The following is a 12,574-nucleotide window of genomic DNA, read 5'->3' as shown; positions in this document are numbered from 1 at the left end:
GCGGAACGGGCAGACCCGGCGCACCCGCGCGCCGCCTGACGGTCGTACCCGTACTCCTGCCCGCCTGGCGCCCGCCGACGAGCCCGGGGCCCGGCCGTTCCCGGCCCCCGGTCAGCGGTCCCGGGCGAGGAGGCGGCCGGTGGGCGCGGACGGCCGGCCGTCGGTGGCGATCCGCCGGCCGCGCAGCCAGGTCGACCTGACGACACCGTGCAGGGTCCGGCCGGCGTAGGCGGTGACCTGGTTGCGGTGGAAGAGTTCGGCGGGGTCGACGGTGAAGGTGGCCTCGGGGTCGAGGACCGCGAAGTCGGCGTCGCGTCCGGCCTCGACGGCTCCCTTGCGGGCGAGTCCGGCGAGGGCGGCGGGGGCGGTGGACATCCAGCGGGCGACGTCGTCGAGCGTGTGTCCGCGCCGGCGGGCCTCGGTCCAGACGGCGGGCAGGCCCAGCTGGAGCGAGGAGATCCCGCCCCACGCGGAGGCGAAGTCGGGGGTCTTGAGGTCGGTGGTGCACGGCGAGTGGTCGGAGACGACGCAGTCGATCGTGCCGTCGGCGAGGCCCGCCCAGAGCGCGTCCTGGTTGGCCGCCTCCCGGATGGGCGGACAGCACTTGAACTCGGTGGCGCCGTCCGGGACCTCCTCGGCGGTGAGGGTGAGGAAGTGCGGGCAGGACTCGACGGTGACGCGGACGCCGTCACGTTTGGCGGCGGCGATCCGCGGCAGGGCGTCGGCGGAGGAGAGGTGCAGCACGTGCACGCGGGCGCCCAGCCGCTCGGCGTGGCCGATGAGGCCCTCGATCGCGGCGTTCTCCGCGTCGCGCGGGCGGGAGGCCAGGAAGTCGGCGTAGGCGGGTCCGCCGCGCTGCGGCGCGGACGCCAGGTGGTGGGGGTCCTCGGCGTGCACGATGAGGAGTCCGCCGAAGCCGGCGATCTCGGCCATGGCGCGGGCCAGTTGCTCCTGGTCGAGCTCGGGGAACTCCTCGACCCCGGACGGCGACAGGAAGCACTTGAACCCGAAGACCCCGGCCTCGTACAGCGGTCGCAGGTCCTCGGTGTTGGAGGGGACAGCACCGCCCCAGAAGCCGGTGTCGATGTGCGCCTTGGGCGCGGCCACCTCCCGCTTGGTGCGCAGGTGGCCGACGGTGGTGGTCGGGGGGAGGGAGTTGAGCGGCATGTCCAGGAGGGTGGTGATGCCGCCGGCCGCGGCGGCGCGGGTGGCCGTCCAGAAGCCCTCCCACTCGGTACGGCCGGGGTCGTTCACATGGACGTGGGTGTCGACGAGGCCCGGCAGGAGCACGTCGTCGCCGAAGTCCTCCACACGTGCGCCCGGCACCTCGGTGCCGTACGGCAGAACGGCCTCGATCACCTCTCCGGCGACCAGGACCGCGGCCGCGCGGGTCCCGTCCGGGGTGACGACGCGCGTCGAGCGCAGCACCAGCTTCGCGTCCGCCTTCGCCTGTGCCTCGGACACGCGTGCTCCTCACTCAAGGTTCCACCAAGAATTCAACGAACTGTTGAAGGAGTCTTCACTCGCCGGGCCACCCCGTCAAGGCCCTGCCCCCCTGACCCGGGACCAGGTGGCCGCGTTTGAGGGTTTCCACAAAGTAAAAGTCCAATTTCGCCAGACGGAACGTAGAATGATCCAGGAGTGATGCCTCCGGACTCCGGCACCACCGGGGACCCGACTGCCGACACCGGGACAAAACAGGTCCTGACCGGCAAGGACGCCGCACCGGGAGCAGTGGGCCGATCGGGAGCCGCCCGGTAGGCTGCTGTCTTGCCTCCGCTTCGAAAGGACCGTTGACGTGCCGCCGTCCCACGCCAGCACATCCGACTCCAAACCCGCCGGTGCCGGCGGTGGGGTGCAGTCGCTCGAGCGCGCCTTCGATCTGCTGGAGCGCATGGCGGACGCCGGGGGCGAGGTCGGGCTCAGCGAACTCTCCGCGAGCAGCGGCCTTCCGCTGCCGACGATCCACCGGCTGATGCGCACGCTGGTGCTGTGCGGCTACGTACGCCAGCAGTCCAACCGCCGTTACGCGCTGGGCCCGCGCCTGATCCGGCTCGGCGAGTCCGCGTCCCGGCTGCTGGGGACCTGGGCGCGGCCGTACCTCCAGCGGCTGGTGGAGGAGACCGGCGAGACGGCGAACATGGCCCTGCTCGACGGCGACGAGATCGTCTACGTCGCCCAGGTGCCGTCGAAGCACTCGATGCGGATGTTCACGGAGGTCGGCCGCCGGGTGCTGCCGCACTCCACCGGGGTGGGCAAGGCCCTGCTGGCCGACACCCCGGCGGACGAGGTGCGCGCGCTGCTCGCCCGTACGGGCATGCCGGCGGCCACCGAGAAGACGATCACCACGCCGGACGGCTTCCTGGACGCGCTGGAGCAGGTGCGCAGGGCGGGCTATGCGGTGGACGACAACGAGCAGGAGATCGGGGTCCGCTGCCTCGCGGTGCCGGTCCCCGACTCCCCCACGTCCGCCGCCATCTCCATCTCGGGCCCGGCGGGCCGGGTGACGGAGGCGGCGACGGAGCGGATCGTGCCGATCCTCCAGCAGATCGCGAAGGAGCTCTCCGAGGCCCTGGCCAGCAGCGGCACCACGAGCTGAGGCGGGGCCTCGCGCCCCGCGTACGGCGGTCAGGTCCGTGCGAGCGCCGTGAGGCGGCCGTCCTCCATCGCCGCCGTCGCGTCCACCCGGTCCAGGTGGGTCCGGTCGTGGGTGACCATGACCGTGGCCGTCGACCGGGTGCGCGTCAGGCCGATGAGCAGGTCGAGGACCGCGGCGCCGCGTTCGTGGTCCAGGGCGCTGGTCGGCTCGTCGACGAGCAGGACCGCGGGCTCGTTCATGAGGGCCCGGGCGATGTTGACCCGCTGACGCTGGCCGCCCGACAGCTGGTGCGGCCTGCGGTCCGCCTTGTCGGCCAGGCCGACCGCGTCCAGCAGCTCCAGCGCCCGGCCCCGGGCCGCCCGGACAGGGCGGCCCGACAGGTGCGCCATCGCCTGGAGCTGCTCCGCCGCCGTCAGCGAGGGCAGCAGGTTCGGCTGCTGGAAGACGATGCCGACGCGTTCCCGGCGCAGGGCGGCCTGCTCGGCGCGGCCGAGCGCCACCGTGTCCGTACCGGCCACGACGACCTGCCCCCGGTCGGGCGTGACCAGGGTCGCGGCGACCGCCAGCAGGCTGGACTTGCCGGAGCCGGACGGTCCGACGACCGCGGTGAGCGAACCGGCCGGGACCTCCAGCGAGACCCGGTCGAGCGCGGTGAGCCGGGCGTCCCCGTCGGGGTAGGTCAGCGTGACGTCGGTGAGGATGAGGGTCATCGGGCACTCCCGAGTGCGGTGAGCGGGTCGACGGCGGTGATCCGCCGGATGGACAGGGCGGCCCCGAGCGCGCCGAGCAGGATCATGACGCCGGCGGGGACGAGCACGGTCGACGCGTCGAGGACGAAGGGCACGGCGCCGCCGTCCCCGCCGACCAGCGCGCCGATGCCCGCCGCCAGCGCGGTGCCCAGCCCGGTCCCGGCCGCCAGCATCACGACGGCTTGGCCGAGGGCGTCCTTGAGGAGGTACGGCGTCGAGGCGCCCAGCGCCTTGAGCACGGCGACGTCGCCGCTGCGCTGGATCGTCCACACCGTGAAGAACGCGCCGATGACCAGCGCGGAGATCGCGAAGAGGAAGGCCCGCATCAGCTGGAGCGACCCGTTCTCCGCCTGGTAGGACCCGATCGCCCCGAGGGAGTCGTCGAGCGTCAGGGTGCTGGTGCCTGCGGCCTTGTCACCGGCCGCGAGGTCGGCCTGCCCGGTGGTCGTCAGAGCGATCACGGTGGCCCGGTCCTCGCTGCCGCCGACGCGCTGCCAGTCGCCGAGGGAGGTCCACACCACCGGCGTGTGGCTGTACGAGGCGTCGCCCGCGACCGTGCCCACGGTCACCTCCGTGCCGGCGAGGGACAGGGTGTCGCCGGGGCCGGCGCCGAGCTCGTCGGCGGCCTGCACCGAGAGCACCACCGTGCCGGGGCCGACCCGGCCGGGGGCCAGTGGACCGTCCGGCTCGACGCCGAACGCCGAGACGGCGGCCGTGCGCTCCCCGTCGCCCGAGGCGGCGTTCAGGGTCCTGACTCCGAGCGGCTCGGCGGCCGTCACTCCGGGCCGGTGCGACCAGGTGCGCCAGGCCTCCTTGGTGACGGCCGAGTCGGCGAACGACTCGGACCGGCCGTCCGGCGGGGCGGCGAACGCGATGTGGTCCGCGTCCAGTCCCGTGACGGCCGAGGTGTTCTCCTTGCCGAGGCCGGCCGTCAGACCGGACAGCATCCCCACGAGCAGGGTGATGAGCACGACGACCGACCCCATGAGGGCGAACCGTCCCTTGGCGAACCGTAGATCTCTCCATGCGACGAACATGGCTCCAGCCTCGGCTTCCGGCGGCGCGAGGACATCGCACGGCGGACGGGGCGGACATCAACCTTTCGGTTGACCGGCTGCGGGCGTCCCGCGTCTACGCTGGAACGACCATGGACACGCGCGCTCCCACCCCCGTCGCCACCGGCCTGCGGCTCTGCCTGCACGCGCTGCTGGCGGGGCTGCTGATGCTGGTGGCCGTCCGGGCGGTGGGCGACGGCGCCCCGCACGGCACGGCCGTGGCGGTCCTGGCGGCGGTGACGGCCGCGCTGTACGGGGCGGGGGTGCTCGCCTCCGCCGTACAGCCGCACACCAGGGCGGCGGCGGTCTGGCTCGCCGGGCTCGGCGCCCTCTGGCTGGCACTGCTGGTCCTGTCGCCGGACGCCCTGTGGGTGGCCTTCCCGCTCTACTTCCTCCAGCTGCACCTGCTCCCGGTGCGCCGGGGCCTGCCCGCCGTCGTGGTCACGGCGGCGGCCGCGATCGTCAGCTTCCTGCTGCACGGCCAGGAGGTCACGCCGGGTACGTTCATCGGGCCGCTGCTCGGGGCGGCGGTGGCCGTCGCGACGGTGCTCGGTTACGAGGCGCTGTTCCGCGAGAGCGACCGGCGCCGCGAGCTGATCGAGGAGCTGGTCTCCACCCGGGCGGAGCTGGCCGCCGCCGAGCGCACCGCGGGCACGCTGGCCGAGCGGGAGCGGCTGGCCCGGGAGATCCACGACACCCTGGCCCAGGGCCTGTCCAGCATCCAGCTGCTGCTGCGGGCCGCCGAGCGCACGCTGCCCGGGGACGCGCCGGCCACCGTCCATGTGCGCCGGGCGCGGGAGGCGGCCCAGGAGAATCTGGCCGAGGCCCGCCGCTTCGTCCGCGCGCTGTCCCCGCCGGACCTGGAACACGGTTCCCTCGCCGGGGCCCTGTCCCGGCTGTCGGCCCGTACCTCGACGCCGGAGCTCACCGTGCAGTGCGCGGTCAGCGGCACGCCGGTGGAGATGCCCCTCCCGTACGAGGTGACGCTCCTGCGGACCGCCCAGTCGGCGCTGGCCAACACGGTGCGGCACGCGGACGCGCGGCGGGCGGAGATCACCCTGAGCTTCATGGAGACGTCGGTGTCGCTGGACGTGGTGGACGACGGCCGGGGGTTCGACCCGTCGGCCCTGCCCCGAGGGGGCGGGAGCCGCTCCGGCGAGGCCGAGCCGGGCGGTGGTTTCGGGCTGCCCGCGATGCGGGCCCGGGCCCGCTCGCTGGGCGGCACGCTGAGCGTGGAGTCCGCGCCGGGGCAGGGCACGGCGGTCGCCGTGACCCTGCCGCTCCCGGCCGCGGCGCGAGGGGAGGAGGTCGCGTGAGTGATCCGATCAGGCTGCTGCTGGCCGACGACCACCCGGTGGTACGGGCGGGGCTGCGGGCCGTCCTGGACACCGAGCCGGACTTCGAGGTCGTCGCGGAGGCCGCCACGGCGGAACGGGCCGTGGCCCTCGCCGCGACGGGCGGGTTCGACGTCGTCCTGATGGATCTTCAGTTCGGCTCGGGGATGCACGGCGTGGAGGCCACCGCGGCGATCACCGCGGCCCCGGACGCTCCCCGGGTCCTGATCCTCACCACGTACGAGTCGGACGCGGACATCCTGACCGCGGTCGAGGCGGGCGCGGGCGGTTATCTCCTCAAGGACGCGCCGCCTCAGGAACTGGCCGCCGCCGTACGCACGGCGGCGGCGGGCCGGTCGGCACTCGCACCGGCGGTCGCCCACCGCCTCATGGACCGGATGCGGACCCCCGCACAGGCCCTGACCAAGCGCGAGCTCGAAGTGCTCCAGCTGGTGGGTGAGGGGCTGTCCAACCAGCAGATCAGCAAGCGGCTCTTCCTGAGCCAGGCCACGGTGAAGTCCCACCTGGTGCACATCTACGCCAAGCTGGGCGTCGACTCACGCACCTCCGCGGTCGCCGCCGCCACCGCGCGCCGGCTGATCCGGCGCTGACCGCGCGGCTGGCCCTCCCGGGCGCGGCGGCTCGCCGAAGAGGTCCACGGCGTTGCGTACGTCCCGGAGCCGAGGCGCCAGCGCGCTGACCGAGCCGATCGCGCCCGCGACCAGCAGCAGTGAGCGCCGCAGCCGCGGGATCTCGGGTGTTCCGCCGACCGCCATGGCGTCCAGCGCGGCCAGTTCGTCCTCGGCGATGCCCCGGTCCGGGAACTCCGCCGGATGACCGGCCAGTTCGCGGCGGAGCCGGGAGACGGCCGTCCGCAGCTCGGCCACCCTCGGGTCGACTGCGCCGGCCGGCCGCTGGTGCCCCGCACTCCTCAGCAAGGTGCTCCCCCTTCGCACGTCCTCGTACCGGTGCGCCGACCTGGTCGAGCCGCCCCCGAGCAGCGGTCAACTGCCCCGGTATGCCCACAAGTTAACGCCATCGCGGGCAGGCCGCGCCACCGCGCGGACACAATTGGCCGGGGCGGGCGGGTGACGCGCCTTGCGCCTGTGCGAACGGAGCGGTGGTATCCAGGGCGGATGGCTCAGACACAACGGATTCCGGTGGTCGCCGGACTGCTGCTCGCCGCGGGCGGCGGGCGCAGACTCGGCGGCCGGCCGAAGGCCCTGCTGGAGCACCGCGGCCGCCCCCTGGTCGAACACGCGGCCCGGGTGCTGCGGGACGGGGGCTGCGGACCCGTCCACGTGGTGCTCGGCGCCGCCGCGCCCCAGGTGCGGATGCGGGCGGACCTGTCGGGGTACGCGGTGACCGTGAACCCCGACTGGGAGCAGGGCATGGGCTCCTCGCTCCGGGCGGGCCTGGACGCGCTCGCCGCCACGGACGCGGACGCGGCGCTGGTCCTGCTGGTGGACCAGCCCGGGATCGGCGCGGCGGCGGTGGCGCGCGTGCGCTCCGCGTACCGCTCGCGGGCGGCCCTGGCGTCCGGGGCGTACGACGGGGAGCGCGGCCACCCGGTGATGTTCGGGGCCGACCGGTGGGCGGACGTCGCGGCGGCGGCCGTCGGGGACCAGGGGGCGCGGGCGTACCTGCGGGCGCACCGCGAGGCGATCACGCTCGTGGAGTGTGCGGACGTGGCACGGGCCTTCGACATCGACACGGTGGAGGATCTGGCGCATTTGGACTGACGTGGCGGAGCGGGGCGACGAACGGACCGTTTACGGACCGGCACGGTGCGCCACGGCGCGGCCGGTTCTGTCGACCCGGAGAATCTCGACATCAACAAACCATTGAACTTCCACCATGAGGAAACTAATATCCACTGATCAGAAGCCCATGGTTCCGCTTCCGGATCCGGACGGCTCCCCCGGCCGTGTCCCGGAGCCCCTGGCACCCCGTGCCGCACGGGTGACCCGGCGGCCGCGGGGTGCCGCCGTTCCTCACCGCTGAAGGAGTGACCGCTCATGTCCGCACCAGCGCCGTCCCCGCTGGCCATCGTCGATGCCGAGCCCCTGCCGAGGCAGGACGAGGTCCTGACCGATGCGGCCCTCGCGTTCGTGGCCGAGCTGCACCGGCGGTTCACACCCCGGCGTGACGAGCTGCTCGCCCGCCGGGCCGAGCGCCGCGCCGAGATCGCGCGCACCTCCACGCTGGACTTCCTGCCCGAGACGCAGGCGATCCGGGTGGACGACACCTGGAAGGTCGCCCCGGCCCCGGCCGCGCTGGACGACCGCCGGGTGGAGATCACCGGTCCGACCGACCGGAAGATGACCGTCAACGCGCTGAACTCCGGCGCCAAGGTCTGGCTCGCCGACTTCGAGGACGCGTCCGCCCCGACGTGGGAGAACGTGGTCACCGGCCAGCTGAACCTGATCGACGCCTACACCCGGAACATCGACTTCACCGACCCGAGGTCCGGCAAGTCCTACGCGCTCAGGCCCGCCGAGGAGCTCGCGACCGTCGTCACCCGCCCGCGCGGCTGGCACCTGGACGAGCGCCACCTCCAGCAGGACGGCACCCCGGTGCCCGGCGCCCTGGTCGACTTCGGCCTCTACTTCTTCCACAACGCCCAGCGGCTGATCGACCTCGGCAAGGGCCCGTACTTCTACCTCCCGAAGACGGAGTCGCACCTGGAGGCGCGCCTCTGGAACGACATCTTCGTCTTCGCCCAGGACTACGTCGGCATCCCGCGGGGCACGGTCCGGGCGACCGTCCTGATCGAGACGATCACCGCCGCGTACGAGATGGAGGAGATCCTCTACGAGCTGCGCGACCACGCCTCGGGGCTGAACGCGGGCCGCTGGGACTACCTCTTCTCCATCGTCAAGAACTTCCGTGACGGCGGCCCGAAGTTCGTCCTGCCGGACCGCAACCTGGTGACGATGACGGCCCCGTTCATGCGGGCGTACACCGAACTCCTGGTCCGTACCTGCCACAAGCGCGGGGCGCACGCCATCGGGGGCATGGCCGCCTTCATCCCCTCGCGGCGCGACGCCGAGGTCAACAAGGTCGCCTTCGAGAAGGTCAAGGCCGACAAGGACCGCGAGGCGAACGACGGCTTCGACGGCTCATGGGTGGCCCACCCGGACCTGGTCCCGATCGCGATGGAGTCCTTCGACGCGGTCCTCGGCGACAAGCCGAACCAGAAGGACCGCCTGCGCGAGGACGTCTCGGTGGCGGCCGGCGACCTGATCGCCGTCGACACCCTGGACGCCAGGCCCTCGTACGACGGCCTGCGCAACGCCGTCGCCGTCGGCATCCGCTACATCGAGGCGTGGCTGCGGGGCATGGGCGCGGTCGCCATCTTCAACCTGATGGAGGACGCGGCCACCGCGGAGATCTCCCGCTCGCAGATCTGGCAGTGGATCAACGCGGACGTGGTCTTCGAGAACGGCGAACACGCCACGGCCGACCTGGCCCGCACGATCGCGGCCGAGGAACTGGCCACGATCCGCGCGGAGGTCGGCCACGAGGCCTTCGCCGCCGGGAAGTGGCAGCAGGCCCACGACCTGCTGCTCACGGTCTCGCTGGACGAGGACTACGCGGACTTCCTGACATTGCCGGCGTACGAGCAGCTGCGCTGACGAGGGCCGCGCGCGGCGCCGTACCCCACCGGTCACCGGGCGGGGGTACGGCGCCGCGGTCCGCGGGGCACGGCGTAGGACCAGCGGCCGACAGACACGGCGCCCCGTCGTCCGTAGGCTCTGTGGCACCCATCCGCAGGGGGTGGGCCACACCATCAGGAGGTTCCGGCATGCCGGCCGACGCCACGGCTCACCTACGCATCGCCCGCCCGTCACGCGATCTGGAAGCGGCGGAAGTGTTCTGGGTGGCGGGGCTCGGCCTCGATGTCCTGTACCGGCACGAGGCGGACGGCACCTCGGGCGAGCACGCGCTCCTCATGGTCGGCTGGCCGGACGCGTCCTGGCATCTGGAACTCGTCCGCGATCCCGCCGCCCCCGTCGATCCGCGGCCGACCCCCGAGGACCTGCTGGTGGTCTATCTCGGCGAGCCGGTCCCCGACTCCCTGACCGAGCGGCTCGAACGCCACGGCGGGAAGCGGGTCCCCGCCCACAACCCGTACTGGGACACGTGGGGCGTGACCTTCCAGGACCCGGACGGCTATCTGCTGGTGCTCTCCACCCGCACCTGGTCCAACTCATAGGCCCGTCACCGCTCCTGTGACCCGCGAGGAACACCCCGCGGGTCACGGCCACGCCCGTAGGGTCACTTCTCCGTGGTCAGCGGCGCGATCATCCCGCGCAGACCGGCCTCGTCCAAGGCGGCCAACGCGCGGGCCGCGACCTTGCCTTCACGGTCGATGACCACGGTGGAGGGGATGGTCTGCGGGTTCAGCGTGCCCTTGGGGAAGCGCAGGAGGAGCCGTCCGGCGGGGTCGTGGAGGCTCGGGTAGGTGACGCCGTAGTCGCGCTCGAAGCTGACCGCGGAGGCCTTCTGGACGTCCCGCGTGTTGATGCCCACGAACTGGACGCCCCGGCCCCGGTACTCCTCGGACACCTTCGCGAAGTGCTCGGCCTCCAGACGGCACGGACCGCAGGTGGACGCCCAGACGTTCAGGACGACGACCTGGCCCCGGTACTCGGCGACGTCGAGCGGCTTGCCGTCCAGGGTCGTCCCGTCGAGCGTCGGCGCGTCCGCGCGGTGGCCCCTGGCGACGGTGGAGACGCCTCCGCCGGTGGTGACGAACTCCGTTCCCTTGTCCGCCGTGCCGCCACCGTCACCGGCGCACGCGGACAGGAGGAGGGCACCGGCGGCCACGAGGCCGGCGAGCGACGCAGGGCGGTGAAGACGTGGGCGACCGGAGGGCATGCGAGGAGTCTCGCACGGCGTCCGGAGCGCGTTCGGGCGGGCCTCGAACGGTCGCGCCGTGGCGCCGGATTCACCGGGCCCGGGTCACGCCGGGCCCTCCGGGAGCGTCCTGCCCGCCATCGGCCCCCGGCCGCGTACCAGCGGCAGGAAGACCTCGTCGACGATCTCGACGAGGACGGCGTCCGGTACGGCGGGGACGCCCCGGGTCACGTACTCGTTGCGCAGCAGCGCCGTCGGCGCGGAGGCGACGCGGGGGTGCAGCGCCTCGGGCCGGGCCTCGCCTCGGGCGACCGCCCGGCCGATGAGGGTCAGCCAGGCCGCGTCGACCGCGTTGCCGTCGGCGTCGGGGCGCAGCTCCGCCAGCAGTTCGGGGGCGCCGCCGGCCGCGGCGAGCAGGCCGCGCAGGATCTCCCCCATCGGCGAGGCCCAGCTGCTGTCGGCACGGCGCAGCAGCGCCAGGGCGTCGCCCCGAAGGGAGCCGGTGTCGGGTGGAGCCGTGCGGTCCGCGGCCAGCCGGCGGTAGGCGGCCACGGCCAGGGCGAGGCGGTTGGGCCAGCGCCGGTAGAGCGTGTTCTTGTTGGTCCCGGCCCGCCGGGCGACCTTCTCCATGGTCAGACCGGCCACACCGTCCTCGGTGAGCACCGCTGCCGCCGCGGTCAGGATCGCCTCCTCCAGCTCGGTCCCGCGCCGCCGCCCCGCCGCGGCCGGCCGCACCCCTTCGGCTGGCGTCACGTGCCGCCCTCCCGTCCTGCTCACCGAAAACTGCACGGTACGCATCGTACTCCGTGAGACAGCACACAACCCAGTCTGCTACAGATATAAGGTACGCCAAGTACCTTGAAACGAGAGGCCGCCGTGCGCATCTTCGGGATCACCTACGACACCGGTTTCACCTCCGCCGGAACCACCACCCGTGAGCCGTTCGACCCGGCCGTCGTCCGCCGCGAGATGCGTGTCATCCGCGACGAACTGCGCTGCGACGCCGTCCGCGTCACCGGCGGCGACCGCGACCGGCTGGAGACGGCGGCCCGTCACGCGGCGGAGGCGGGGCTGGAGGTCTGGTACTGCCCCTTCACCAACGGCCTCACCCCCGACGAACTGCTGGACTTCCTCACCGACGGCGCCGAACGCGCCGAGGGACTGCGCCGCACCGGGGCCGAGGTCGTCTTCCTCACGGGTTCGGAGATCTCCCTGTTCACCTCGGGCTTCCTCCCCGGGGACACCTACGCCGAGCGGCAGACACTGTTCGCCGACCCCCGGCGGGTGCGGGAGGTCCTCCCCCAGGTCCCCGCGAAGATCAACGCCTTCCTGGGCAAGGCGGTCGCCGAGGTACGGGCGCGCTTCAACGGCCCTGTCGGATATGCCTCGTTGCCGTTCGAAGGGGTCGACTGGGCACCCTTCGACCTGGTCGCCACGGACGCCGGTTACCGGGACGCGAGCACCGCCGACCGGCTCGAAGAGGGCCTGCGCGCCCTCGTCTCCCACGGCAAGCCGGCCGCCGTCACCGAGTTCGGCTGCGCCCCGTACCGTGGTGCGGCCGACATCGCGAGCCGGGCCGACCAGGTGGTGGAGTGGGACGAGGAGGCCCGCCCCGCCGGCTTCGTCCGCCCCGTGGTCCGCGACGAGCGGGAGCAGGCGGCGTACCTGCGCGAACTCCTCCGGGTCTACGCGGAGTCGGGCCTCGACGCGGCCTTCGTCTACACCTTCGCCCGCTACGACCTGCCGCACGACGACACCGACGACACCCGCGACTTCGACAAGGCCTCCTACGGCGTCGTCAGGGTCTTCCCCGACGGCCACCCCGGGACCGCCTCCCGCCCCGGCCTGCCCTGGGAGCCCAAGGCCGCGTTCCACACCCTCGCCGCCTACGGCCGCACCAGGTACGGAGCCGAGGGCTGAGGTCCGTCGCGCCCGGTGGGTTCCGGACCCGCCTCCGGACCGCGCTCGTGCCTA

13 protein-coding genes are annotated in these 12,574 nt (G+C 73.4%); 7 read left to right on the top strand and 6 right to left on the bottom strand.

Annotated elements, in window-relative coordinates; translation table 11 throughout:
* Positions 1-111: 111 nt before the first annotated feature.
* Positions 112-1,464, bottom strand: coding sequence for an allantoinase AllB (gene allB, locus SACTE_RS27235; RefSeq protein ID WP_014049239.1), 1,353 nt, complete (start codon positions 1,462-1,464; stop codon positions 112-114).
* Between the two features lie 334 nt (positions 1,465-1,798).
* Between allB and SACTE_RS27230 the strand changes: the two genes are divergently transcribed.
* Entirely contained in the window at positions 1,799-2,599 is an 801-nt protein-coding gene (locus SACTE_RS27230) for an IclR family transcriptional regulator (protein ID WP_014049238.1), read from the top strand.
* A gap of 29 nt (positions 2,600-2,628) precedes the next feature.
* Here the strand turns inward: SACTE_RS27230 and SACTE_RS27225 are convergent, their stop codons facing one another.
* A complete protein-coding gene (locus SACTE_RS27225; protein WP_014049237.1) occupies positions 2,629-3,309 on the bottom strand; it encodes an ABC transporter ATP-binding protein in 681 nt (226 codons plus the stop codon).
* Entirely contained in the window at positions 3,306-4,385 is a 1,080-nt protein-coding gene (locus SACTE_RS27220) for an FtsX-like permease family protein (protein ID WP_014049236.1), read from the bottom strand. Before SACTE_RS27220 ends, SACTE_RS27225 begins: the two co-directional genes overlap by 4 nt.
* Positions 4,386-4,495: 110 nt before the next feature.
* Here SACTE_RS27220 and SACTE_RS27215 point away from each other — a divergent pair, with 110 nt between their 5' ends.
* Together SACTE_RS27215 and SACTE_RS27210 are read left to right on the top strand one after the other, a co-directional pair.
* A complete protein-coding gene (locus SACTE_RS27215; protein WP_014049235.1) occupies positions 4,496-5,719 on the top strand; it encodes a sensor histidine kinase in 1,224 nt (407 codons plus the stop codon).
* Positions 5,716-6,348 carry a response regulator transcription factor gene (locus tag SACTE_RS27210; protein ID WP_014049234.1) on the top strand — a complete coding sequence of 211 codons (633 nt, stop codon included), beginning with the start codon at positions 5,716-5,718 and terminating at the stop codon, positions 6,346-6,348. The genes SACTE_RS27215 and SACTE_RS27210 overlap by 4 nt, the downstream gene beginning before the upstream one ends.
* On the opposite strand, the gene SACTE_RS27205 is transcribed toward SACTE_RS27210, so the two are convergent.
* The gene (locus tag SACTE_RS27205) at positions 6,295-6,675 is read right to left on the bottom strand and encodes a DUF5955 family protein (protein WP_014049233.1); all 381 of its coding nucleotides are present in this window, start codon (positions 6,673-6,675) and stop codon (positions 6,295-6,297) included. The genes SACTE_RS27210 and SACTE_RS27205 overlap by 54 nt on opposite strands.
* A gap of 198 nt (positions 6,676-6,873) precedes the next feature.
* On the opposite strand from SACTE_RS27205, the gene SACTE_RS27200 reads away from it, so the two are divergent.
* From SACTE_RS27200 to SACTE_RS27190, 3 genes are all read left to right on the top strand, one after another.
* Positions 6,874-7,479 carry an NTP transferase domain-containing protein gene (locus SACTE_RS27200; protein ID WP_026359085.1) on the top strand — a complete coding sequence of 202 codons (606 nt, stop codon included), beginning with the start codon at positions 6,874-6,876 and terminating at the stop codon, positions 7,477-7,479.
* A 276-nt stretch (positions 7,480-7,755) separates the two neighbouring features.
* A complete protein-coding gene (aceB, locus tag SACTE_RS27195; protein WP_014049231.1) occupies positions 7,756-9,375 on the top strand; it encodes a malate synthase A in 1,620 nt (539 codons plus the stop codon).
* A 170-nt stretch (positions 9,376-9,545) separates the two neighbouring features.
* Positions 9,546-9,956, top strand: a complete 411-nt coding sequence (locus tag SACTE_RS27190; protein ID WP_014049230.1) for a VOC family protein — start codon at positions 9,546-9,548, stop codon at positions 9,954-9,956.
* Between the two features lie 62 nt (positions 9,957-10,018).
* Here SACTE_RS27190 and SACTE_RS27185 read toward each other — a convergent pair whose 3' ends face one another.
* Both SACTE_RS27185 and SACTE_RS27180 read right to left on the bottom strand, forming a co-directional pair.
* The gene (locus SACTE_RS27185) at positions 10,019-10,621 is read right to left on the bottom strand and encodes a TlpA disulfide reductase family protein (RefSeq protein ID WP_014049229.1); all 603 of its coding nucleotides are present in this window, start codon (positions 10,619-10,621) and stop codon (positions 10,019-10,021) included.
* An 84-nt stretch (positions 10,622-10,705) separates the two neighbouring features.
* Positions 10,706-11,353: a TetR/AcrR family transcriptional regulator gene (locus SACTE_RS27180; RefSeq protein WP_014049228.1), complete on the bottom strand. Its 648-nt coding sequence runs from the start codon at positions 11,351-11,353 to the stop codon at positions 10,706-10,708.
* 123 nt (positions 11,354-11,476) lie between these two features.
* On the opposite strand from SACTE_RS27180, the gene SACTE_RS27175 reads away from it, so the two are divergent.
* Complete coding sequence (locus tag SACTE_RS27175; RefSeq protein ID WP_014049227.1) at positions 11,477-12,520, top strand: hypothetical protein; 1,044 nt, start codon at positions 11,477-11,479, stop codon at positions 12,518-12,520.
* Positions 12,521-12,574: the final 54 nt, after the last annotated feature.

The sequence above is a fragment of the Streptomyces sp. SirexAA-E genome (assembly GCF_000177195.2).
Taxonomy (GTDB): Bacteria; Actinomycetota; Actinomycetes; order Streptomycetales; family Streptomycetaceae; genus Streptomyces; species Streptomyces flavovirens.
The sequence above is the reverse complement of the archived record's forward strand: the minus strand, read 5'-3'. Positions and strand labels throughout refer to the sequence as shown.